The organism is Novosphingobium sp. ST904, assembly GCF_001298105.1.
Taxonomy (GTDB): domain Bacteria; phylum Pseudomonadota; class Alphaproteobacteria; order Sphingomonadales; family Sphingomonadaceae; genus Novosphingobium.
The window spans coordinates 151,313-173,727 of record NZ_LGJH01000163.1; the positions used below are offsets into that span (position 1 = coordinate 151,313).

General features: G+C 65.7%; 18 protein-coding genes and 2 pseudogenes. 7 read left to right on the forward strand and 13 right to left on the reverse strand.

The window, feature by feature from the left end; translation table 11 throughout:
* Positions 1-180: 180 nt before the first annotated feature.
* A pseudogene (locus tag ADT71_RS25290) lies at positions 181-2,003 on the forward strand (DUF885 family protein).
* A 46-nt stretch (positions 2,004-2,049) separates the two neighbouring features.
* Here ADT71_RS25290 and hutU read toward each other — a convergent pair.
* From hutU to hutI, 4 genes are all read right to left on the reverse strand, one after another.
* The gene (gene hutU, locus ADT71_RS25295; protein WP_054441349.1) at positions 2,050-3,714 is read right to left on the reverse strand and encodes a urocanate hydratase; all 1,665 of its coding nucleotides are present in this window, start codon (positions 3,712-3,714) and stop codon (positions 2,050-2,052) included.
* A 14-nt stretch (positions 3,715-3,728) separates the two neighbouring features.
* Positions 3,729-4,535: an N-formylglutamate deformylase gene (gene hutG, locus ADT71_RS25300; RefSeq protein ID WP_054441404.1), complete on the reverse strand. Its 807-nt coding sequence runs from the start codon at positions 4,533-4,535 to the stop codon at positions 3,729-3,731.
* Between the two features lie 154 nt (positions 4,536-4,689).
* Entirely contained in the window at positions 4,690-6,219 is a 1,530-nt protein-coding gene (gene hutH / locus ADT71_RS25305) for a histidine ammonia-lyase (protein WP_054441350.1), read from the reverse strand.
* Positions 6,216-7,415 carry an imidazolonepropionase gene (hutI, locus tag ADT71_RS25310; RefSeq protein WP_054441352.1) on the reverse strand — a complete coding sequence of 400 codons (1,200 nt, stop codon included), beginning with the start codon at positions 7,413-7,415 and terminating at the stop codon, positions 6,216-6,218. Before hutI ends, hutH begins: the two co-directional genes overlap by 4 nt.
* Positions 7,416-7,501: 86 nt before the next feature.
* Between hutI and ADT71_RS25315 the strand changes: the two genes are divergently transcribed.
* Together ADT71_RS25315 and ADT71_RS25320 are read left to right on the forward strand one after the other, a co-directional pair.
* Positions 7,502-8,890 carry a formimidoylglutamate deiminase gene (locus ADT71_RS25315; RefSeq protein WP_054441354.1) on the forward strand — a complete coding sequence of 463 codons (1,389 nt, stop codon included), beginning with the start codon at positions 7,502-7,504 and terminating at the stop codon, positions 8,888-8,890.
* Between the two features lie 97 nt (positions 8,891-8,987).
* Positions 8,988-9,608, forward strand: a complete 621-nt coding sequence (locus ADT71_RS25320) for a UTRA domain-containing protein (protein WP_369818336.1) — start codon at positions 8,988-8,990, stop codon at positions 9,606-9,608.
* 113 nt (positions 9,609-9,721) lie between these two features.
* Here the strand turns inward: ADT71_RS25320 and ADT71_RS31720 are convergent, their stop codons facing one another.
* Together ADT71_RS31720 and ADT71_RS25325 are read right to left on the reverse strand one after the other, a co-directional pair.
* Complete coding sequence (locus ADT71_RS31720; RefSeq protein WP_156336819.1) at positions 9,722-9,874, reverse strand: hypothetical protein; 153 nt, start codon at positions 9,872-9,874, stop codon at positions 9,722-9,724.
* A gap of 256 nt (positions 9,875-10,130) precedes the next feature.
* A complete protein-coding gene (locus ADT71_RS25325) occupies positions 10,131-10,787 on the reverse strand; it encodes a nuclear transport factor 2 family protein (protein ID WP_231636181.1) in 657 nt (218 codons plus the stop codon).
* 54 nt (positions 10,788-10,841) lie between these two features.
* Here ADT71_RS25325 and ADT71_RS31725 point away from each other — a divergent pair, with 54 nt between their 5' ends.
* Complete coding sequence (locus ADT71_RS31725; RefSeq protein WP_132469474.1) at positions 10,842-11,027, forward strand: hypothetical protein; 186 nt, start codon at positions 10,842-10,844, stop codon at positions 11,025-11,027.
* A gap of 69 nt (positions 11,028-11,096) precedes the next feature.
* Here ADT71_RS31725 and ADT71_RS25330 read toward each other — a convergent pair whose 3' ends face one another.
* The 5 genes from ADT71_RS25330 to ADT71_RS25350 form a co-directional block, all read right to left on the reverse strand.
* A complete protein-coding gene (locus ADT71_RS25330; protein ID WP_054441356.1) occupies positions 11,097-12,305 on the reverse strand; it encodes an ABC transporter permease in 1,209 nt (402 codons plus the stop codon).
* On the reverse strand, positions 12,305-13,051 hold the full coding sequence (locus ADT71_RS25335) for an ABC transporter ATP-binding protein (protein WP_054441358.1): 747 nt from the start codon (positions 13,049-13,051) through the stop codon (positions 12,305-12,307). The genes ADT71_RS25330 and ADT71_RS25335 overlap by 1 nt, the downstream gene beginning before the upstream one ends.
* Positions 13,052-13,061: 10 nt before the next feature.
* Entirely contained in the window at positions 13,062-14,384 is a 1,323-nt protein-coding gene (locus ADT71_RS25340) for an efflux RND transporter periplasmic adaptor subunit (RefSeq protein ID WP_054441360.1), read from the reverse strand.
* Between the two features lies 1 nt (position 14,385).
* Positions 14,386-15,867, reverse strand: a complete 1,482-nt coding sequence (locus ADT71_RS25345) for an efflux transporter outer membrane subunit (protein WP_054441362.1) — start codon at positions 15,865-15,867, stop codon at positions 14,386-14,388.
* Between the two features lie 217 nt (positions 15,868-16,084).
* Complete coding sequence (locus ADT71_RS25350; RefSeq protein WP_054441364.1) at positions 16,085-17,137, reverse strand: NAD(P)-dependent alcohol dehydrogenase; 1,053 nt, start codon at positions 17,135-17,137, stop codon at positions 16,085-16,087.
* Between the two features lie 134 nt (positions 17,138-17,271).
* Between ADT71_RS25350 and ADT71_RS25355 the strand changes: the two genes are divergently transcribed.
* The 3 genes from ADT71_RS25355 (at position 17,272) to ADT71_RS25365 (ending at position 20,439) form a co-directional block, all read left to right on the forward strand.
* A complete protein-coding gene (locus ADT71_RS25355; RefSeq protein ID WP_054441366.1) occupies positions 17,272-18,168 on the forward strand; it encodes a LysR family transcriptional regulator in 897 nt (298 codons plus the stop codon).
* Between the two features lie 153 nt (positions 18,169-18,321).
* On the forward strand, positions 18,322-19,470 hold the full coding sequence (locus ADT71_RS25360) for a ThuA domain-containing protein (protein ID WP_054441368.1): 1,149 nt from the start codon (positions 18,322-18,324) through the stop codon (positions 19,468-19,470).
* Positions 19,471-19,587: 117 nt separating this feature from the next.
* Positions 19,588-20,439 (forward strand): aldose 1-epimerase, encoded by an 852-nt coding sequence (locus tag ADT71_RS25365; RefSeq protein WP_054441370.1) that lies wholly within the window; start codon positions 19,588-19,590, stop codon positions 20,437-20,439.
* A 237-nt stretch (positions 20,440-20,676) separates the two neighbouring features.
* On the opposite strand, the gene ADT71_RS25370 is transcribed toward ADT71_RS25365, so the two are convergent.
* On the reverse strand, positions 20,677-21,912 hold the full coding sequence (locus tag ADT71_RS25370; protein WP_231636182.1) for a sulfatase-like hydrolase/transferase: 1,236 nt from the start codon (positions 21,910-21,912) through the stop codon (positions 20,677-20,679).
* A 25-nt stretch (positions 21,913-21,937) separates the two neighbouring features.
* A pseudogene (locus ADT71_RS36020) lies at positions 21,938-22,225 on the reverse strand (sulfatase-like hydrolase/transferase); the annotation flags it as partial.
* Positions 22,226-22,415: the final 190 nt, after the last annotated feature.

The following is a 22,415-nucleotide window of genomic DNA, read 5'->3' on the forward strand; positions in this document are numbered from 1 at the left end:
CTGGTTTTCTTTCATTCCTCTTGCGATCCAGTTTGGCAAGAGAACCTGCCGTGCTTTCTCGCCTGATCGATCGGATTTTTGCGCGGCTGTGAATTTAATCGTTTGAACCAGTACACTTGCGTTGCGGAGGCGTGAAAGGATCGGCACGTTCGCGGCATTGCTCTTGATGGAGATAACAGAATGCTGCGCCGCGAATTCATGGCTACGGCTGGGGCCGGACTGGCCTGGAGCCTGCTTTCATCCCGCAGCGCCATGGCTGCGGCGACCGCGCCGAACGGTGCCGACACCGCTTTCTATGCAAAGCTGGACGGCCTGTTCTATGAAAGCCTGGCGCAGAGCCCGGAGATGGCCACCTCGCTTGGCCTGGACAAGGGCAAGTATGCGGTGCTGAAGTCCCGCCTTTCGGACGGAAGCCGCAAGGGACGGGAGGCCGATCTCACCCTTGGCCACAAGGCGATCGCCGAAGTCGAGAAAGTCGATCCCGCGCCGCTCAGCGAAACCGGCCGTCGCAACCGCGAACTCTCGCTCTACCAGCTTCGCCAGCGGGTGGCGGCGCAGGACCGGTTCGATCTGGAAAGCGCGCAGCGGCCCTATCTCATAACCCAGCAGGGCGGCGCCTACTTCTCGCTGCCGGACTTCCTCGACAGCCGCCACACGATCGAGACGAAGGACGATGCGGAGGCTTATCTCTCGCGCCTTTCCGCCTTCAGGACCGCGCTTGACGACGAGACGGACCTGCAGAAGGAATATGGCGCGCGCGGCGTGGTCGCGCCGGGCTGGTCGTTGGACCTGACGCTCGGCCAGATGGCGAAGCTGCGCGACACGCCTGCCGCGCAGAGCGGTCTGGTCACTTCACTGGCGAGGCGCGCGGCGGCCAAGGGCATCGCGGGTGACTGGGCGGCACGGGCATCGGCCATACTCGAAAAGGAGGTTCATCCCGCGCTGGACCGCCAGATCGCCCTGCTGAGGGCGCAGCGCCCGAACACCGCGGCGGGCGACGGCGCGTGGCGCCTCAAGCGCGGCGACGAAATCTATGCCGAGGCGCTGAAGCAAGCGACCACCACCGAGTATTCGCCCGAGGAAGTCCACAGGATCGGCCTCGAACAGGTTGCCGATCTTTCGGCGCAGCTCGATACGATCCTGCGCTCCGCCGGGCTGACGCAAGGCCCGGTCGGCGCGCGTCTCGATGCGCTCAACAAGCGGCCGGACCAGCTTTACGCGAACACCGATGCCGGTCGCACCGAATTGATCGCCGCCCTCAACGAGGGCATCCGGCAGATGTATGCGAAGCTGCCGCAGGTCTTCGACAACCCACCGCAGCAGCCGCTCGAAATCCGCCGCGTGCCGCCCGAGATTCAGGACGGCGCTTCGAACGGCTATTATTATCGCGCGCTCTCGATGGGTCGCGTCCGGCGATCTACTGGATCAACCTGAAGGACGTGGGGGACTGGCCGAAATACACCTTGCCCTCGCTCACCTACCATGAGGGCGTTCCCGGGCATCACCTGCAGGGCGGCTATGCCCAGACCGGGGGCGAATTGCCGATGCTGCTCAGGAACAGCTTCATCTCCGCCTATGGCGAAGGCTGGGCGCTCTATGCGGAGCAGCTTGCCGACGAGCTGGGAGGTTACAGCGGCCTTGAACGTGCGGGATATCTCCAGAGCTATCTGTTCCGCGCCGCGCGTCTGGTCATCGATACCGGGCTCCACCATTACAAGTGGAGCCGCGAGAAGGCGGCGGACTACATGGTCGAGACGGTGGGATTCGCGCGTCCGCGTTCCCTGCGCGAGGTCGAGCGTTACTGCACGATGATCGGGCAGGCCTGTTCGTACAAGATGGGCCACACCGCATGGGTCAAGGCGCGGCAGCGGGCGCAGGCGGCCCTGGGCGACAAGTTCACCCTGCCATGGTTCCATGCGGTTCTGGCAGAAGGGGTGATGCCGCTTTCGATGCTGGACAAGCGCGTGGACGAACGCATCGCCGAGCTGCAGAAGCTGGGCTGAACGCAGGGCGGGAGCGACCGGTTGCGGCGATCGCTCCCGCCAGCTTTCAGAGGATGCCGGGAAGGTCCAGACCCTTCTCCCGCGCACAATCCAGCGCGATCTCGTACCCGGCATCGGCGTGACGCATCACGCCCGTCGCCGGGTCGTTCCACAGCACGCGCTCCAGACGCCTGGCGGCAGCTTCGGTGCCGTCGGCGACGATCACCATGCCCGAATGCTGCGAATAGCCCATGCCGACGCCGCCGCCGTGGTGCAGCGAAACCCAGGTTGCGCCCGACGCAGTGTTGAGCAGGGCGTTGAGCAGCGGCCAGTCCGAAACCGCGTCCGAACCGTCACGCATAGCCTCGGTCTCGCGGTTGGGAGAGGCGACCGAGCCGCTGTCGAGATGATCGCGGCCGATGACGACCGGGGCCTTGAGTTCCCCGTTCGCCACCATCTCGTTGAAGGCGAGGCCCAGCCGGTGGCGATCGCCAAGACCGACCCAGCAGATGCGCGCGGGCAGGCCCTGGAACTGGATCTTCTCCCGCGCCATGTCGAGCCAGTTGTGCAGGTGCGCATGGTCGGGCAGCAGTTCCTTCACTTTGGCGTCGGTCTTGTAGATATCCTCGGGATCGCCGGAGAGCGCGGCCCAGCGGAACGGTCCGACGCCGCGGCAGAACAGCGGGCGGATATAGGCGGGCACGAAGCCGGGGAAGTCGAACGCGTTCTCGACGCCTTCGTTCTTCGCCATCTGGCGGATGTTGTTGCCATAGTCGGTGGTGGGCACGCCCGCCGCCTGGAAGTCCAGCATGGCCTGCACGTGGACGGCCATGGAGGCCTTGGCCGCCTTGGCGACGGCTTCGGGTTCTCGCTCGCGCTTTTCGATCCATTCGGCCACGGTCCAGCCGGCGGGGAGATATCCGTTGACGGGATCGTGAGCGGAAGTCTGGTCAGTCAGCAGGTCGGGGCGAATGCCGCGCGCGAACATCTCGGGCAGCAGCTCCGCCGCGTTGCCGAGCAGGCCGACGGAGACCGGCTTCTTTTCGGCATTGGCCTTTTCGATGATCGCCATCGCTTCGTCGATGGTCTCGGCGGCAACGTCGAGATAGCCGGTGCGCAGGCGCATTTCGATGCGGCTGGGCTGGCATTCGATGGCAAGGCAGGAAGCGCCGGCCATCACCGCCGCCAGCGGCTGGGCGCCGCCCATGCCGCCAAGACCTGCCGTCAGCAACCACTTGCCCGAAAGGTCGCCGCCGTAGTGCTGGCGGCCCATCTCGACGAACGTTTCGTATGTGCCCTGAACGATGCCCTGCGTGCCGATGTAGATCCACGAACCGGCGGTCATCTGGCCGTACATGGCAAGGCCGCGCTTATCGAGTTCGTTGAAGTGTTCCCAGTTCGCCCATTCCGGCACGAGGTTGGAATTGGCGATCAGCACGCGCGGTGCATCGGCATGGGTGCGGAACACGCCGACCGGCTTGCCGGACTGGACCAGCAGCGTCTCGTCCTCGTTCAGGCGGCGCAGGGTCTCGACGATCTTGTCGTAGCTTTCCCAGTCGCGCGCGGCGCGGCCGATGCCGCCATAGACCACCAGTTCCTCCGGCCGTTCGGCCACGTCGGGGTGGAGGTTGTTCATCAGCATGCGCAGCGGGGCTTCGGTGAGCCAGCTTTTTGTGCTGAGTTCGGTGCCGGTCGCAGGTTTGATGACGCGGCTGTTGTCGAGGCGGGTCATTGTATTTCCTCTGGTCAGGATTGCGCGAAGGCGATTGCGGCCTTCAGCACGTCTTGCAGGATCGGGGTGAGGGCGGCGGCACGCGCCGCCGAATAGGGCAAGGGCCAGTTGGCTTCGCTCGGCACTTCGGGCTCATCCATGTAGCCGCGAATGGCGAGTTCCATCTGGATCGCGTGGACGCCGCTGGCAGGCTCTCCATAATGCCGCGTGGTCCAGCCGCCACGGAAGCGGCCGTCCAGAACGTGGCTCAGACCGCTTGCCTTGCAGACTTGGGTCACGGCGGCGGAAAGCGCCGGATCGCAGGTCTGGCCGAGGTTGGTGCCAATGTTGAACTGCGGCAATTCGCCATCGAACAGGCGCGGCACGTGGCTGCGGATCGAGTGCGCGTCATAGACCACGACTTTGCCGTGAGCACTGCGCAGTCGCTCGATCTCGGAGCGAAGCGCGGCGTGGTACGGATCGAACCAGAGCGCGCGCCGGCGGGCGATCTCGGCTTCGTCCGGCGCAGCGTCCTTGTAGAGCAGCTCGCCGTCGAAGGTGGTCGTCGGGCAGAGTTCCGTCGTCGCCTGCCCCGGATAGAGCGAGGCGCCCGATGGATCGCGGTTGAGGTCGATCACGCTGCGCGAGACGCGCGCAGCAATCGTCGTTGCGCCAAGTTCGCGGGCGAAGGCGTAGAGATCGTCCACCCACCAGTCGGCATCGCGCCGTGCCAGCCATTCCGAGCGGAAGGCGGGAGCGACGTCGGCGAGGTCGGTGCCGACATGCGGAAAGGCGACGATGAGCGGCGCCTCCCCGCGATGAAGGGTGAAGGGCGGGTTCATGTGCTTCGCTCCGTACCGACCGTCGTTCCCGTTTCCATCTTCGTCATTGCGAGGAGGCGAAGCCAACGCGCCAATCCGGAACGGCTCTGCGCGACTCTGGATTGCTTCGCTACGCTCGCCATGACGAAAGTGGGGGTGGACGGCAGGCGGTCCATCACGAAATCGCCGGGAGCAGGTCCGCCCCCGTGTCGGCCAGCGCGCCGGAGCGGATCAGCAGGTTCGCGGCTTCCATGTCCGGGTGGAAATGTCGGTCGTCGTCCAGCGCGGGAACTTCGGCGCGCAGCACGCCGCGCGCGGCTTCGAGCCAGGTGCTGGAGGCGAGCGGGGCGTGGAACTCGATGCCCTGGGCGGCGGCGAGCAGTTCGATGCCGATCACCGCCGTCGCGTTCTCCACCATCGAGAGCAGGCGCCGCGCGCCGTGGGCGGCCATCGAGACGTGGTCTTCCTGATTGGCCGAAGTGGGGATCGAATCGACCGATGCCGGATAGGCCTTCTGCTTGTTTTCGGAGACCAGCGCGGCGGCGGTGACCTGCGGGATCATGAAGCCCGAATTGAGGCCGGGGCGCGGCGTCAGGAACGCGGGCAGGCCGGACAGCGCAGGGTCCACCAGCATGGCGATGCGGCGTTCGGCGATCGAGCCGATCTCGCAGACGGCCAGCGCGATCATGTCGGCGGCGAAGGCGACCGGCTCGGCATGGAAATTGCCGCCGGAGAGGGCCTCGTCCGCTTCCGGGAAGATCAGCGGGTTGTCGGAAACGCCGTTGGCCTCGATCTCCAGCGTCGTTGCCGCCTGGCGCAGCACGTCGAGCGCGGCGCCCATGACCTGCGGCTGGCAGCGCAGGCAATAGGGGTCCTGCACGCGGGCGTCGTTCTCGACATGGCTGGCGCGGATCGCGGAGCCCGCCATGAGGCCGCGTAGGGCGTCGGCCACCTCGATCTGGCCGCGATGGCGGCGCAGGGCGTGGATGCGCGGGTCGAACGGCGTGTCGGAGCCCTTGGCCGCTTCGGTGGAAAGTGCCCCCGTCACCAGCGCGGAGCGGAACAGCAGTTCGGCTTCGAACAGGCCGGCCAGCGCATTGGCGGCCGAGAACTGGGTGCCGTTGAGCAGTGCGAGGCCTTCCTTCGGCCCGAGTTCAAGCGGATCGAGACTGGCGCGGGTGAGCGCCTCGATAGCGGGCAGGCGCTGGCCTTCGAACATGATCTCGCCCACGCCGATCATCGTTGCGGCCATGTGCGAAAGCGGGGCAAGGTCGCCGCTGGCACCGACCGAACCTTGCGAGGGCACCACCGGCGTCAGGCCCTTGGCCAGCATCGTTTCGAGCAGGGCGACGGTTTCCGGGCGCACGCCCGAGGCGCCTTGTGCGAGGCTGGCAAGCTTGAGCGCCATCATCAGGCGGATCACGGGAACCGGAGAGGGCTCGCCCGTGCCCGCCGCATGGCTCAGCACGATGTTGCGCTGGAGCGTGGCGAGATCCTCGTCGCCGATGCGCACGCTGGCAAGCTTACCGAACCCGGTGTTGATGCCGTAGACCGGCTCGCCCCTGGCGAGGATGCGGGCGACGGCGGCGGCGCTTTCGATCACGCGCGGCGCGCAGGCCGGGTCGAGCGTCACGCCCGCGCCGCGATAGACCGCGCGCCACTGGGCAAGCGAAACGTTGCCGGGCGTGAGGAGGATGTCGTTCATTGTCCACTCCAGATGCGCGCATGGAGCGGATTGAAGCCCATGCGGTAAACGAGGTCGGCCGGGCGCTCGATGTCCCAGATCGCAAGGTCGCAGGCCTTGCCGGGTTCGAGCGTGCCGAGCCGGTGGGAAAGGCCCAGCGCCTGCGCCGCGTTACGCGTCACGGCGGCGAGGCATTCGGGCACGGTGAGGCGGAACAGGGTTGCGCCCATGTTCATCGCCAGCAGCAGCGAGGTGAGGGGCGACGTGCCGGGATTGCAGTCCGTCGCCAGCGCGATCGGCACGCCGGCTGCGCGCAGGGCGGCGACCGGCGGCAGCACGGTTTCGCGGCAGAAATAGTAGGCGCCAGGCAGCAGCGTGGCGACGGTGCCGGAAGCGGCCATGGCGGCCACGCCTTCGCTATCGAGATGTTCGAGATGATCCGCCGAAAGCGCGCCGTGGTGGGCGGCCAGGGCGCTGCCGTGGAGGTTGGAGAGCTGCTCCGCATGGAGCTTCACCGGCAGGCCATGCGCTTTGGCGGCGACGAAAAGGCGCTCGGTCTGCTCGGGCGAGAAGCCGATGCCCTCGCAGAAGGCGTCCACCGCATCGGCAAGGCCCGCCTGTGCGACGGCGGGCAGCATGACCTCGCAGATGTGGCCGATATAGCCCTCCGCATCGCCCGCGAACTCAGGAGGTAGCGCATGGGCGCCGAGGAAGGTGGTGACGATCCGCACGGGGCGGAGTTCGCCCAGCCGCCGCGCGGCGCGCAGCATCTTGAGCTCGCTGGCAAGGTCGAGGCCGTAGCCGGACTTCACTTCGACGGTGGTAACGCCTTCCGAAATCAGCGCGTCGAGGCGGGGCAGGGCGGAGGCGACCAGTTCGTCCTCGCTGGCGGCGCGCGTGGCCTTCATGGTCGAGACGATGCCGCCCCCGGCGCGGGCGATTTCCTCATAGGAAGCGCCTTCCAGCCTCAGTTCGAACTCGCGCGAGCGGTCTGCGCCGAAGACGAGATGGGTGTGGCAATCGATCAGGCCGGGCGTGATCCAGCGGCCCGCGCAGTCGATCGTTTCGGCGGCGTCGAATGGGGGAGCCCCGGCTTCGGGACCGGCGTACAAGATCGCGCCGTCCTGCGATGCGACGAGGCCGTTCTCGACCAGTCCGAGTCCCTCGCCCGCCATCGTTGCCAAACGGGCATGTTTCCAGAGCCTGTCGCAGCGCATGACGAGTCGATCCTCCTTGGTTGCCCCGGTTATTGCATCGGTCGTTTTTAATGTATAGACAAAATAGCGAAGGAGCTACGAAAGCGATGTCCGACCTTTCTCCCCGTGCGATCTTTGCCGACCTCGCCCTGCTGGAGGACGGCTGGGCCGCAGACGTGCGGATCATACTCCGGCAGGGGCGAATTTCCGGCATCGAGCGCGATACGGCGGTGCGCGCGGGCGACGAGCGCCATGGCTGCGTCATCCCTGCACTGGGCAACCTCCATAGCCACGCCTTCCAGCGCGGCATGGCCGGTCTTGCGGAGCGGCGCGGCCATAGTGACGACAGCTTCTGGACCTGGCGCGAGGTCATGTATCGCTTCCTCGACCGGATGACGCCGGACGATCTCCATGCGGTGGCGGCGATGGCCTATCTGGAGATGCTGGAAAGCGGCTTTGCCCGCGTCGGCGAGTTTCATTATCTCCATCACGCGCCGGATGGGCGGGCCTATGCCGACCCGGCGGAAATGAGCGTCGCCATTGCCCGCGCGGCGGCGGAAACGGGCATCGGCCTCACCCTGCTGCCGGTGTTCTACGCCCATTCCGGCTTCGGCGCGCTGCCGCCGAGCGAGGGGCAGCGGCGCTTCCTCCACGACCTCGACGGTTTCGCCCGCTTGCTCGAAGGTGCGGGCGGCGCCCTTGCCGGACTGGACGAGGCAGTGCTCGGTCTCGCCCCGCACAGCTTGCGGGCGGTTTCGCCAGAGCAGCTCGCGGCGCTCGAAAGTATGGCCGGGGCCGGGGCTGGTGCCGGCGCGGGGCCGATCCACATCCACATCGCCGAGCAGGTCCGCGAAGTGGAGGACTGCCTTGCCTGGAGCGGTCGGCGTCCGGTCGAATGGCTGCTCGACCATGCGGCCGTGGACAGGCGCTGGTGCCTCGTTCACGCCACGCACATGACGCAGGGCGAGGCCCGCGCCGTGGCCCGCAGCGGCGCCGTGGCGGGGCTTTGCCCGATCACCGAGGCCAACCTGGGCGACGGTCTGTTCCCCGCCGGGGAGTTCCTTGCCGAAGGCGGCGTCTATGGCATCGGCAGCGACTCGAACGTGCTGATCGATGCGGCCGAGGAATTGCGCCTGCTGGAATATGGCCAGCGGCTCACCCGGCGCGGCCGCAATCTGCTGGCGGATGCTGCCACGCCTTCCACGGGCGAGGCGGTCTGGCGGCGTGCGCTGGACGGCGGCGGGCAGGCGCTCGGCGCAAAGGGCGGGCTTTCCATCGGCTTGGCCTTCGACGCGCTCTCGCTCGACCTCGGCCATCCGTCACTGGCGGCGCGCGGGGCTGATCGCCTGCTCGACGGGCTGGTTTTCGCCGCGGGGCGGAGCGCGGTGGATTGCGTCTGGCGCTTCGGCGCACAGGTGGTAAGCGGTGGCCGACATCATGCACGGGACGGGGTCGTCCGGCGCTATACAGAGACGTTGAACAGGCTGATCGGGTGAACACACCGCTCCACGAACGCATCCGTCTGGATTTCGAAACGCGCATCCTGTCCGGCGCGCTCGCACCCGGCGCGCGCTGCCGACCGAGCAGGAGCTGATGGAACTCTATCGCTGCGCACGGATGACGGTGAACAAGGCGCTGTCCGCACTGGCGACGGCGGGGCTGGTGGACCGCCGCAAGAAAGCCGGCACTTTCGTCGCCCGGCCACGCGTGCATTCGATGGCGATGGATATCCCGGATCTCGGCGCCCAGGTGGCGGAGCGCGGACAGGCTTATCGCTTCGACCTCTCGCTGCGCCGCGAAATGCGCGCGACACAGGCGCGGCTGGAGTGGAAGGTGGACATTTCGGTGCCGCTGCTCGAACTGGAAGGCATACACTTCGCCGATGGCGCGCCGTTCGCGCTGGAGCACCGCTTCGTGAACGTCGCCGCCGTTTCCGAGATACTGGACGCCGATTTCACCGGCTCCTCGCCCGGCACATGGCTGCTGGAGCACGTCCCCTGGACCGAGGCCGATGCCCGGATCACCGCAACCGGGGCCAGTGCGGCAGAGGCGCGGTTGCTGGCCGTCGAACCAGGAGCGCCCTGCCTTTGCGTGGAGCGCAAGACCTGGCGCGGCCTCGAGCCGATCACTTATGTGCGCCAGCAGTTCGTCGCCGGTGCCTATGAACTGACGGCACATTTCGGACCGGGCGCGTCGGCGCGCCGCGAGGCCTGAAAGATCCATGCCGCCTCGCACAACAGACCTGTCGGATGCTTCCTTGAGATGCCTCAGTTCAGCGCAGGTCCCGGCGGGGCGTTGAGGAGGGCTTGCTGGTGGAATGAGAGGCCTCACTGGGGCCGCTTCTCGCCACGACGTTGCGCCACCAACTGCAAAAGCCTCTCGATGTTCGGAACGGCCTGTGTCACGGGCTGGTCGGCATTTCGGCGGCAACTGAACAGCAGCAAGCCACCTTGCGATGGGAAATCAATGGCGAGAGCCATGGGATTTCTTGGGATGATCTACAGGAGCCGTTAGGGTGGCTTTCAAGACTGCCCCGCGCCGTTTCGGTTATCTCGACTCCGTCGCTGGCGCGCGCCGGAAACAGGGCCATAAACAGCGCCGAAAACAGAGCTTGGTGGCGATCAGAGTTCTCACTGAATGTGTCCGAACCATGAGACTGCTGCTATAACTGTGCCGGTCTCCGCCTCCTCGTGAGGGGAGGAGGAGCGAGGTCGAAACCGGTATCGGGGGCGCAGTTCACGCCTGGCCTTTGCTCTGTGGCGGAGCTTTGGAAGTTGGCCAGACGACATCCAGCTGGCTGTGGGTGATGCGCCAAGCGCCGTCGATGCGCCGATACTCGTCCGCATAGAGGCCCAGCAGAAGCAGGGGATTGGGATCGGACTTGGAGGCTGTCTCGAAGTCGATGAGATAACAGGAGCCGGTCGCACTGTCCGGGCCGGTCAGCTCAATCAGGTGGTTGGCGATGGGGTGCATGAAGGGATAGTGGTCCCGCCGGTCGCGATCGAACAGAGCATAGGCATCCTTGAGCCCGGCCTTGATCGCCTCGAGCCCTTCCATCCGCCCCACCGTCACTTCGACCACCGCATTGGCGGCAAACACCTGGTCGAGAGCGTCGATCCGGTTTCCGTCGAGAAGATGCGAATAGCGGATACGCAGGTTGCGAATCTCGTCTTTGTCGATCAAGGCTTGGATCTTGTCTTGCATGTTTTCGTACACCTTGTCGTAAGGATCAGGCTGGCCCGAGAGGCTGGCCCGAGAGGCTGGCCCGAGAGGCTGGATCGTGGGGAGAGGTTCGCGAACGTCGTCGCGAACGGCGAGGCAAAGCGAGGACGGCAGGCTGAGGCGCAGCGACGCGGTGTCGCCTGCCTGCTCCCGGTTAGGTCGTAAACTCATAAACGGCACCATCGAGGTTTGAGGCAAAATGGCTCAGTGCCAGGAGGGAGGGCGATGGAATATGTCGATATTTCAAGCCTTCCCGACGCAGCGATGGGCCATTTTGGTCAAATCCCGAAGGGACGTCCAAATGGCTTCCATCTCGAACCGAAGCTGCCTTGGACGGGCAACCAGCCCGCCCGGCGGCACCTTCGGCCCGAGCTGTTCGCCATTTGGGCGCCTCGATGGTGCCGTTTATGAGTTTACGACCTAGTCGGCGTGGACGAATTCGGCGTAACCCACGATCAATCCGCGGATCGGCTGAAGTTCCTATTCGTGACGAAGGGCGTCGATGGGATTGAGACTGGCCGCGCGCCGGGCCGGGAAATAGCCGAAGACGACACCGATCACCGCCGAAACCACAAAGGCCCCCAGGTTGACCGCCGGATCGAATATCCAGGGCAGCTCCATCAGCGGCGTCGCCACGCCCACCACGAGTTGAGCAAGCAGCAGTCCGATCAGCCCGCCCAGGCACGACAGCACGACCGCCTCCACCAGAAACTGCATCAGCACCTCGTTCGCCACCGCTCCGATGGCGAGGCGGATGCCGATCTCGCGGGTACGCTCCGTCACCGAGACCAGCATGATGTTCATGATGCCGATCCCGCCCACCACCAGGCTGATCGCGGCTACCGCCGCCACGATCTGGGTGAGCATCGTCGTCGTCTGGGTCAGCGTATCGGAAATCTGCTTGGTGTCGAAGATGTTGAAATCGTCGTCCTTGCCTTCCGTGATGTGGCGGCGCTCGCGCAGGAGGGTGGTGAGGGTCGTCTGGACCTGCTCGGTGGAATAGTTGCCGTCCACCCCGACGAGGATCGTGCGGATCGAAGTCGTGCCGAGGAAGCGGCGCTGCACCGTCTTGATCGGCATGATGACGATATCGTCCTGGTCGCCGCCGAAACCCGCCTGTCCCTTGGTCGTCAGCAGCCCGATGACATCGCAGGATACATCGCCGATGCGGAAACGCTTGCCGATAGGATCGGCGCCGCGAAACAGGTTGGTGCTTACCGTGGTGCCGATGATGCAGACCGACTTGCCGGCGCTTTCCTCATCCCCGGTGAACAGGCGGCCCGATTGCAGCGGCCAGGGCTGGATCCGGAAGTAGTCGGAAGTGGTGCCGTTGATCGTCGTCGACCAGTTGGCGCCCTCGTAGATAGCAGTGCCGCTCGACGAAGCCTGCGGGGCCACGGCCGTGACGCCGCCCACCTGCTGGCGGATGGCGACGATGTCGGATGGGTCGAAATCGCGCGGCGAAGGGCCTCCCCCGCCGCGCCCGAAACCCTGACCGGGGCGGACCTGAAGAATATTGGTGCCGAGAGCGGCGATCTGCTGGGTTACCGCCGCCGTGGTCGCCTTGCCCAGCGTCACCATCGAGACAACGGCCGCCACGCCGATGACGATCCCCAGCATGGTCAGCAGGGATCGCAGAACGTGGCGCCGGATCGAGCGCAGCGCGAGAAGGAAGATCGTGCCCAGCATCAGCCGATATCCCCGGAATGCGCTGAAGCCGGAGCCGGAGCCGCAGCACCGTTGCCCTGGTCGATCCGGTCTATCAGACCATCCTTGAAGTGGACGATCCGCCGCGCATACTCGGCCATGTCCGGCTCATGGGTGACCATCAGCACGGTAATCCCGGAATCGCGATTGAGCACGGAAAGAAACTCCATGATCTCGACCGAGCGCTGGCTGTCGAGGTTGCCGGTCGGCTCATCGGCCAGCAGGACTTCCGGATTGGTGACGATGGCGCGGGCAATGGCGACGCGCTGCTGCTGCCCGCCGGAAAGTTCGCCCGGCGTATGGCCCGCCCAATCGGCAAGCCCCACCTTGTCCAGCGCGGCCATGGCCTCCTTGCGCCGGTCTTGCTTGCTGTCGCCGCGGTAGAGCAGCGGAAGTTCCACATTCTCCAGCGCGGAAGTGCGCGCCAGCAGGTTGAAGCCCTGGAACACGAAGCCGAGGTACTTGCGCCGCAGGAGCGCGCGCTGGTCCCGGTCGAGTTTTTCGACGTGGTGGCCATGGAACAGGAATTGGCCGGCGGTAGAAACGTCGAGGCAGCCCAGGATGTTCATCATCGTCGACTTGCCCGAACCGGACGGCCCCATGACCGCCACGAAATCACCCGACATGATATCGAGATCGACGCCCTTGAGTGCACGGAAAGCCGTCTCCCCGGTGCCGAACACCTTGGTGATCCCGCGCAGCGAAATGATGGGCGAGGTGCCGGCCATGCGCCCCGCCTCAGCTTCCGGCTGTGGCAAGCTGGCCGGTCACGACCTGCATGCCGGGCCTCAGATCGCCGGACACCACCTCGGTCTGCTGGCCGTTGGTGCTGCCGGTAACGATCTGGATCGCCTGCGGCGTTCCGTCGGCGCCGAGCACGTAGATGGTCTGGCGCGTGCCCCGGTCAAGCGTCGCGCTCTTGGCCGCGCGCTGGCCGCGGCGCGGCGGGCGGAAGCTGATCGCCGCGGTCACGCCGCCGCCCTTCTTCTTGGCCGCGGCCTGCGGGGTGAAGGATAGCGCGGCATTGGGGATCAGCAGGACGTCGTTCTTGTCCGAAGTGACGATATCGGCCGTGGCGGTCATGCCGGGGCGCAGCTTGAAATCGGCATTGGCGACGGAAAGGTCCGCCGCATAGGACACGACCTGTCCGCTGGTGCTGGTCGTGCTTGTCGAGGAACTGGATGAACTTGCCGAGGAGGCGGTGAGGTTGGACGCGATCTCGACACGGGTGATCTTCGCGGGGAAAGATTTTCCGGGGAAGGCATCCACCGTGAAAGTGGCGCTCTGGCCTTCCTCCACGGTGCCCACATCGGCTTCGTCTATCGCGACTTCCAGCTTCATTTCGCTGAGATCCTCAGCGATCACGAAGAGCGTGGGGGTGTTGAAAGAGGAAGCGACGGTCTGGCCGGGATCGACCTGCCGGGCCAGCACCACGCCCGAAACCGGAGACACGATCATCGCGCGGGCGCGCTGTGTCTGGTTCTGCGCCAATGACGCTTCGGCAGCGAGCACGTTGGCCTGCGAGGTCTTGAGTGCTGCGGCGGCACGCTGCATGTCGGCGCGGCCCGCCTGAAGTTCGGTCTTCGAGGGAACCTTGCCGCCGGACAGCCGCGAGACTTCCTCGAGGCGGGCAAGCTGGGCCTGCGATTCCGCCAGCGTCGCCCTCGCCTGGTCCACCTGGGCGCGGTTTGCCGCGAGTTGCGCCTGGCTTTGGCGGATCTGATCCTCGATCTGCTCGGGATCGATCTCGGCAAGCACCTGCCCGGCCTTGACCCTGTCGTTCACGTCCACCAGCACCTTGGTGACGAGGCCGGAAAGCTGCGAACCCACCGTCACCTGATTGGTTGGAGCCAGTTTTCCGGTGGCCGAGACGCTGGTGACGAGGCGCCCTTTCTCCGCCTTGGTGGTGGCGTAGGCCTGTGGCTCAGTGCCACCGAAGCACCGCACAAGCAGCACTGAAAGCGACACAAGCACCACCAGGCCGGTCCAGAACACCCATTTGCGCTGCCAGACCGGTTTCTTGTCCGCTCCGAGGAATTCGTCGAGTTTTTCGTCGGCCATCTCAGTTCGTTCCCCGAGGCTCGGTTGCCAGCACGGTGTAGTCGGAGGAAGGGTCCCAGCCGCCGCCGAGCGCATCGTAAAGCGCGATCAGCGCGGTTGCCCGGTCGGACCGGGCCTGCACCAGTCCGTTCCGCGCGGAGATCAGCGCGCTTTCCTGCGTGTTGAGCGTGGTGAAGTCGGTCAGGCCGCTGCGGTACTGCGCCCGCGCCAGCAGTGCCGAGTTGTTCGAAGCGTCCAGCGCGATGGCGAACTGCCGCTCGCGCTCCTCGGCCGATTGCAGCGCGACGACCGCATTTTCCACGTCCTCCAGCGCGGTGAGCACCGAGGAGCGGTATGCCGCGAAGGCGCCGTCCGCCGCGGCGCGGCTGGAGCGGACCTGCGCGTTCAGGCGCCCGCCGTTGAAGATTGCCTGGCTGATCCCGCCGAACAGCCCGCCGGTGATCGTGTCGAACAGGCTGTTGAAGTTGGCGGCGTTGGTATCGAGGCTGCCGCTGATGTTGAGCTGGGGCAGCAGCGCAGCCTTGGCCACGCCGATCTGCGCTGTCGCCGCCGCGAGCTGGCGTTCGGAGGATCGCACGTCGGGCCGCTGGCGCAGCACATTGGCGGGAATGCCCGAACCGACCTGCACCGGCCCTCGCGGGATCGGCCGCACTGGCGCGAGCAAAGGCTTGAGCGCGCCCGGCGCCTGTCCGGTCAGTACCGAGATGCGCGAGACGGCGGCGTTGTACTGCTGTTCGACCTGCGGGATGCCCGCGGCTGTCTGCGCCCTGCTGGCGCGCGCCTGCTCCTGGTCCACCGAGGAGACCAGCCCCGCCATGACCCGCCACCCGGCGATCTGGAGATTGTCGTCCTGGATCGCGAGGCTCGCCTTCGCGTTTTCGAGCTGCGCCTGATAGGCCCGGGCCAGCACATAATTGCGCGCGACTTCGCTCTGCACCGTGAGCAAGGTGGTGGCATAGTCGAAGCCCGAACCTTCGAACTGGGCCCTGCTGGCCTCCACCGCGCGGCGATTGCCGCCGAACAGATCGAGCTGGTAGCTGGCGTCGAGCCCGAGCGAGAAGCTGGTCCGCCCTCCTCCGCCCGTGGTCGTCACCGTGCCGTCCGGCAGGGTCAGGGTCGTACCGCCGCCCTTGAGCGTTTCGGTGCGGTTGACGCTGCCCGATCCGCTGGCCGAAGGCAGCAGCGCTGCCCCGCTGATGACAAGCGATTCCCGCGCCTGCCGCAGCCGCGCTATCGCCTGTTCGAGATCGAGATTGGTCGCGGCGGCCTGTTCGACCAGCTGCGTCAGCACCGGATCGTCGAAATTGCGCCACCAGCGGGTGAGGTCTTCGGCCTGGGGCGGCGCACTGACCGACCATTGATCGGGAACGCCCAGCTCACCGGCACTGCGCGCCGCATAATCGGGACCGACCGCACAGGAAGCCAGCAAGCCTGCCGCGAGCGGGACGAACAAAAGGCGATCTAATCCGGCTCGCAAGATCATCGGATTCCAGGGTGATCCCTCGACTTGGGTCGTAAACCTTTGGCGAAGATGATCCGGGTTGAGGGGAAAGGTCAAGAAGAAGCGTCGGCGATTACAACGCCTTGGCGAGGAGGGATGTTCCCGGCTCTGCCTGCGGATCAAAAGGAAATGGCCGGAAAGCTCCCGCTTTCCGGCCATTCTCATCGTTCGGCGCGCCCCGATCGGGGCACATGACCGGTCAGGCGGCGGCTTCCAGCGTCGCCATGTCGATCACGAAGCGGTAATGCACGTCGGACTTCTCCATGCGTTCGTAGGCATGGTTGATCTCTTCCATGCGGATCATCTCGACTTCGGGAAGGATGTTCTTTTCGGCGCAGAAATCGAGCATTTCCTGAGTTTCGGCGATGCCGCCGATCAACGATCCGGCCACGCGGCGGCGTCCGAAGATCAGCGGCGTGGTGATCGGCTCTTCCACCGGGCCGATCTGCCCGACCAGAACCAGGCTGCCGTCCACGTCGAGCAGCGGCAGGTAGGGATTGAGATCGTGCTTCACCGGCACGGTGTCGATGATGAAGTCGAAGCTGCTGGCGGCTGCCTTCATCGCATCTGCATCGCTGGAGATCAGCACGCGGCTGGCGCCCAGTTCGAGCGCGTCGGCTTCCTTGCCGGGCGAGCGGCTGAACACGGTGACGTCAGCGCCCATTGCCGCCGCCAGCTTCACCGCCATGTGGCCCAGACCGCCCAGGCCGATCACGCCCACGCGGCTGCCCTCTCCCACGTTCCATTCGCGCAGCGGCGAATAAGTGGTGATGCCCGCGCAGAGCAGCGGCGCAACCTTGGCCACATCCAGGTTCTGCGGAACCTTCAGCACGAAATCCTCGCGCACGACGATATCGCGCGAATAGCCGCCCTGCGTGATTTCGCCCGTGATCCTGTCCTTGCCGTTATACGTGCCGACCCAGCCGTTGCGGCAGTAGTTCTCCAGATCGCGCTCGCACTGGTCGCAATGCTTGCAGCTGTCGACGAGGCAGCCGATCGCCACGACCTCGCCTACCGCATGGCGCCCCGCCTCGGGGCCCACCGCAGTGACGCGGCCGACGATCTCGTGCCCCGGCACGATCGGATACACGGTGCCGCCCCAGTCGTTGCGGGCGGTGTGAAGGTCCGAGTGGCAGACCCCGCAATAGAGGATGTCGATGGCGACATCGTTTCCGCGCAGTTCGCGGCGGTCGAATTCGAACGGCGCGAGCGGCGTTTCGGCGGACTGGGCTGCGTAGCCGATGGTCTTCATGGGAGTTCCTCGTTCTCGGGATGGCACGGTGGGACAGACATGCTGCAATGCAACACCCGGCGCGGAATATATGTTCGCAAGGTGCTAACAATTAGGGGAGGCCACGGCATGACTGTCATGATATGGCCTCATGAATGCAACGCGAACATCTCGCCGATCTCACCGCCTTCATCGCCGTCGCCGACGAAGGCAGCTTCACGCGCGCCGCCGCGAAGCTGGGTTCGTCCCAGTCCGCGCTCAGCCACACGATCCGCCGCCTTGAAACGCGGCTGGGGGTGCGGCTGCTTTCGCGAACGACCCGCGCCGTCTCGCCCACCGAGGCCGGCGATCGGCTGCTCGCCACCCTGCGCCCGGCGATGGACGAGATCGCCATGGGCCTGGCCACCGTCAGCGAACTTCGCGACAAGCCGGCCGGCACCGTGCGGCTGACGGCATCGGAACATGCGGCGAATTCGGTGATCTGGCCCGCGCTGCGCCGGTTCCTGCCCAACTATCCCGACATCAACGTCGAAGTGAACATCGATTCCGGCTTCGTCGATATCGTGGCCGAACGGTTCGACGCCGGGGTCCGGCTTGGCGAATCCATCGCCCGCGACATGATCGCGGTACGCATCGGCCCTCATGCGCGCCTCGTGCCCGTGGCAGCGCCGGAATATATCGAGCGCCACGGCCTTCCCGAAACCCCGCATGACCTTGCGGCCCACCAGTGCATCAACTTGCGGTTCCGCACGCGGGGCAGCATCTATGCGTGGGAATTCGAGAAGGACGGGCGCGAACTCAACGTCCGCGTCGATGGCCAGCTCACTTTCGACAGCATGGCGATGATCCTGCAGGCGGCGCTCGACGGCGCCGGGATCGCCATGATGATGGACACTTACGCAAGGCCGCACATCGAATCCGGCGCTCTGGTCCCCCTGCTCGACGACTGGTGCCAGCCGTTCTCCGGCTACCACCTCTATTATCCCAGCCGCCGGCAACCTTCCGCCGCATTCCGCCTGCTCGTGGATGCCCTGCGCTATCGCGGGGATTAGGCGGCACGGATCAAGCAGCTTTCGTGAAAGAAACGGCCGGAGGGGACCGGCCGGGTCCGGTGCCCCGCGAATGTCCGTCTGGCGAACGCTTGCCAAATTGCAGCCTTGCGTTACGCAGGAGAGACCAGACCGGGAGAGCTGGAGACCATGACAATGAAAAGACGCACCCTGATCGCCTGCGCCGCCCTGGCTGCTTCCGCATTCACCCCGCATGTCGCTGCTGCCGCAGCGCCTGCCGGCCCGGCGCAGTTGGACTGTGCCTTGCGGGATGCCCCGTTCACCGCGGATTCGCCGCTCATCGACCTGCTGCTGAGCCCCGATGCGAAAGCCATCGTCTCGCGCGAGATGGGCCCCGCGCTGGACCGCGCGCCGCCGCGCTTCCTGGGCACCGAAGCCCCCACCTTCGCCGCCATCCTGACCCTGCGCAAGGCCGCCGGATTCTTCGGAATGCCCGCCGAAGCCGTGGACCGCGCCGATGGCGAACTGCGCAAGCTCAAGGTCACCGAGGCCGACCGCGTGGCTCGCTGCGCCCGCTATGACGACACCCCGCTCGACCTGCCTGCGCAAAAGGGCAAGGACAGGAACGGTGCTCCGAGCCTGCTCTTGTTCGAGAAGATCAACGGCTTCAAGGACACCCCCGGCTTCGACGCTGCCCATGCCCTGATCATGGACCTTGCCCGCGAGAATGGTTGGAACGTGGTCGCCACGGACAAGGGCGGCGCGATCCGGCCAGAAACCCTGCGCCGCTTCGATGCGGTGATCTGGAACAATATTAGCGGCGACGTGCTCACCCTCACCCAGCGCAAGGCGCTCCAGGGCTATGTCGAGGGCGGCGGCGGCTTCTTCGCGGTTCATGGCTCGGCCGGCGATCCCGTCTACTTCTGGGACTGGTATGCCGATACGCTGATCGGCGCCCGCTTTGCCGGGCATCCGATGGCACCGCAGTTCCAGGACGCCCGGATCAGGATCGAAACCCCATCCTCGCCGCTCGCCGCCGGGCTCCCCGCCGAATGGACGATGAACGACGAATGGTACTCGTTCAGCACCAACCCGCGAAAGGCCGGAGCAAGCGTATTGGCCACGCTGGACGAGACGACCTATTCGCTGAAGGGCATCGGCGGCCAGGACCTCCACATGGGCGACCATCCGCTTGTCTGGAGCAATTGCATCGGCAAGGGCCGGATGTTCTATTCCGCCATCGGCCACCGCCCGGAGACTTATTCCACGCCGGAATATCGCACCATGGTGAAGAACGCCCTCACCTGGGTTTCTCAGCGGAAGGCGTGCGAGCGCGGGCAATGATCGCCCGCGCCGGGATCGTCGCCGGAGTTGCAACACCCCCTTGTTAGCGCTAACTCGGTTTCCGCCCAAGCCCGCCGCAAACCGGGAAGGCAGAGCCATGGGAGTGGACCGGAAGCGATGATTATCGAAGCGCAAGGCTATCGCCTCGAACTGGCCCCCGAGCGCGGCGGATCGGTGTTGCGGCTGGACTGGCACGGCGAGCCGCTGATGCGTCCCGCCTGCGGTAACACGATCTTCGACGTCGCCAGTTTTCCGCTGGTCCCCTTCTCCAACCGCATCGCGCGGGGGTGCTTCAACACCGGCGCACGCAGGGGCACGATCGCGCCGAATTTCCCCGGTTCCGATCACCCCCACCCGCTCCACGGCTTCGGCTGGCTGGCCGCGTGGCAGGTGACGGAACAGGGAGAGGACCACGCGGTGCTCGAACATGTCTATCCCGGCGGGGAGTGGCCCTGGCCATACCGCGCGCGCCAGACCTTCCAGCTCGGCGCCTGGGGGGTGGTTACGAGCATCTCGGTTACGAACCTCGGCGATGCAACGATGCCGGCCGGTCTCGGTTTCCACCCCTATTTCCCGCGCGATGCCGCCACCGTCTATCGCGGGTTTCACCGGGGTGAGTGGTACAACACGCCCGACTGCCTTCCCAGTTCGCTGGACGAACAGGACGAGGCGATCGACTGGTGGCAGGGCGAACCCGTGGATGCACGCGCGGTCGACACCGCCTATACCGGACGCGAAGGCGCGCTGGAAATCGACTGGCCCACGCGCGGCCTGGGCCTGACTATCCTGCCCTCGGACGAACTGTCGACCACGGTGGTCTTCTCCCCGAAAGGCGAGGACTATTTCTGCGTCGAGCCCGTCACTCACGCCACCGACGCGATCAACCGCACACCGGAAACGATGGCCTGGCTGGAACCCGGCGAAACCGCCAGCGTGAGCATGACGATCTCGGCCCGCCAACTCGCTTAGGCGCATCCGTAAGTCGGAAACCTGCGTTCTGAACGCTGGCCGACCCGGACACGCACCATAGCCGACGCCAGGCCGAGCCGGATTAGCGACTGCTCTGCGCCCAACGTGGGCCTGGGGCCATCGGCTCGCGGCGGAACACCCCGGCAGAGCATCAATGCTGGCCCATGATGAAGCGCGAAAAGGGCTGCCGCAGGTAAACCGGCGGCAGCCCTTTCCGGTCGGATCAATCGCCGTGCGTCAGTCGCGCGCGGCCTGTTCCTTGAACTTGTCGATCATCTTCGAGAAGTCGGCCGACATGGCTTCTTGCCGGGGCGGGAATTCCTGGAAGGTCATCACGTGCTTGGTCATGAAGTCGACGATCGGCAGCAGCACCCAGCCCTTGTGTTCGGCCAGCTTGCGGTTGACGTCTCCCCACTGGCATTCGAAGGGATCCATCAGGATGTTGGTGATCATCGGGCGACCCAGGTGGACCAGCGGATTGTCCCACTTGCCTTCCATCTTCGCGGCGATCGTCACCTTCCATGGGCCATAACGCACGCCGGTCAATTCGGTCTCGTCGTAATAGAAATAGTACTTGCGCGTGGAGGGGCCGGTGCCGGTGAACAGCGCGGTCTGATCGTAGCCGTCGAGATGGACCTTGTAGGTCTTGCCGTCGTGCTCGACCCCCTTCTTCAGCTTCTCGCCGATGTCGGGCATGCCGACCAGCGACGCGAAGGTCATGAAGAAGTCCTCCATGGCGACGATGGCCGAGCTGACCTGGCCTGCCGGAATCTTGCCGGGATAGCGCACCACGCAAGGCACGCGCACGCCGCCCTCCCAGGTCGTGCCCTTGTCGCCGCGGAACGGTGAGGTGCCGCCTTCGGGCCACATGTACTGATAGGCGCCGTTGTCGGTGGTGTAGACGACGATGGTGTCCTCGGTGATGCCCAGTTCTTCGAGCTTGGCCAGCAGCTGGCCTACATGGCCGTCATGCTCGGCAAGGCCATCGCCGTAGATGTCGGCCTCCGACGCCCGCGATACGCCGCGCCGCTCGTCAAGCATATGGGTGAACACGTGCATGCGACTGGCGCAGTGCCAGACGAAGAACGGCTTGTCGGCCTTGACCTGCCGCTCCATGAAATCGGAGGTCTTGGCAACGATCTCGTCGTCGATGGTCTTCATCCGCTCGGTATCGAGCGGGCCTTCGTCCTTCGTTTCGCCGCCGGCGGTACCCGAGACCAGACCGCGCACCTGCCAGCGATCCTGGAATTCCTTGCTCTGGGGACGGTCAGGGTCTTCGGGATCCTCGTTCGCATTCAGGTGATAGAGGTTGCCGAAGTATTCGTCGAAGCCGTGGCGGTGGGGCAGGTGCTCCTCGCGGTCGCCAAGGTGGTTCTTGCCGAACTGGGCGGTGGCATAGCCCGCCATCTTGAGGATCTGGGCGATCGTGGGATCCTTGTCCGACAGGCCCTGCGGCGCACCGGCGGCACCCACCGTGGTCAGGCCGGTGCGCGGGCATCTGCCCGGTGATGAACGCCGCGCGCCCCGCCGTGCAGGACGGCTGCGCGTAGAACGAGGTAAGCTTGATCCCTTCCTTGCCGATGCGGTCGATGTTGGGCGTTTCGACACCCATCGTATCCCCGCCAAAGGAACTGATGTTCCAGTAGCCGATGTCATCGCCAAAGATGACGAGGATGTTCGGTTGCGACTTGGGCATGACGTTCTCCAGCTTGGCTCTGCCATAGGGCCATCCGCAGGCAACCCAGAAAGGCAAGTCACACACGCACATCGGGATTATCCCTTGCATTAATCGGGGAAAGCACGGGTGCTCTCCAGCCGCGCACCATCAAGCGCGGAATTACTTGAACTGGCCGACAGCCGATACGGCGTGAACGTCATCTGTGGACGCCCCTTCGGATGCAAGCAGTAAATCGGGGTTTGTTGGCACGTAGTCGGATGCTGTCATCTGTCCGGCCTCGATGAGCAGCGCCATATGC

Bases quoted from the DNA above. Each gene is read 5' to 3' on its own strand.
- hutU (WP_054441349.1), bottom strand. From the start codon at position 3,714: ATGACCCGCCTCGACAACAGCCGCGTCATCAAACCTGCGACCGGCACC.
- hutG (WP_054441404.1), bottom strand. From the start codon at position 4,535: ATGAACCCGCCCTTCACCCTTCATCGCGGGGAGGCGCCGCTCATCGTC.
- hutH (WP_054441350.1), bottom strand. From the start codon at position 6,219: ATGAACGACATCCTCCTCACGCCCGGCAACGTTTCGCTTGCCCAGTGG.
- hutI (WP_054441352.1), bottom strand. From the start codon at position 7,415: ATGCGCTGCGACAGGCTCTGGAAACATGCCCGTTTGGCAACGATGGCG.
- ADT71_RS25315 (WP_054441354.1), top strand. From the start codon at position 7,502: ATGTCCGACCTTTCTCCCCGTGCGATCTTTGCCGACCTCGCCCTGCTG.
- ADT71_RS25320 (WP_369818336.1), top strand. From the start codon at position 8,988: ATGGAACTCTATCGCTGCGCACGGATGACGGTGAACAAGGCGCTGTCC.
- ADT71_RS31720 (WP_156336819.1), bottom strand. From the start codon at position 9,874: ATGGCTCTCGCCATTGATTTCCCATCGCAAGGTGGCTTGCTGCTGTTC.
- ADT71_RS25325 (WP_231636181.1), bottom strand. From the start codon at position 10,787: ATGAGTTTACGACCTAACCGGGAGCAGGCAGGCGACACCGCGTCGCTG.
- ADT71_RS31725 (WP_132469474.1), top strand. From the start codon at position 10,842: ATGGAATATGTCGATATTTCAAGCCTTCCCGACGCAGCGATGGGCCAT.
- ADT71_RS25330 (WP_054441356.1), bottom strand. From the start codon at position 12,305: ATGCTGGGCACGATCTTCCTTCTCGCGCTGCGCTCGATCCGGCGCCAC.
- ADT71_RS25335 (WP_054441358.1), bottom strand. From the start codon at position 13,051: ATGGCCGGCACCTCGCCCATCATTTCGCTGCGCGGGATCACCAAGGTG.
- ADT71_RS25340 (WP_054441360.1), bottom strand. From the start codon at position 14,384: ATGGCCGACGAAAAACTCGACGAATTCCTCGGAGCGGACAAGAAACCG.
- ADT71_RS25345 (WP_054441362.1), bottom strand. From the start codon at position 15,867: ATGATCTTGCGAGCCGGATTAGATCGCCTTTTGTTCGTCCCGCTCGCG.
- ADT71_RS25350 (WP_054441364.1), bottom strand. From the start codon at position 17,137: ATGAAGACCATCGGCTACGCAGCCCAGTCCGCCGAAACGCCGCTCGCG.
- ADT71_RS25355 (WP_054441366.1), top strand. From the start codon at position 17,272: ATGCAACGCGAACATCTCGCCGATCTCACCGCCTTCATCGCCGTCGCC.
- ADT71_RS25360 (WP_054441368.1), top strand. From the start codon at position 18,322: ATGAAAAGACGCACCCTGATCGCCTGCGCCGCCCTGGCTGCTTCCGCA.
- ADT71_RS25365 (WP_054441370.1), top strand. From the start codon at position 19,588: ATGATTATCGAAGCGCAAGGCTATCGCCTCGAACTGGCCCCCGAGCGC.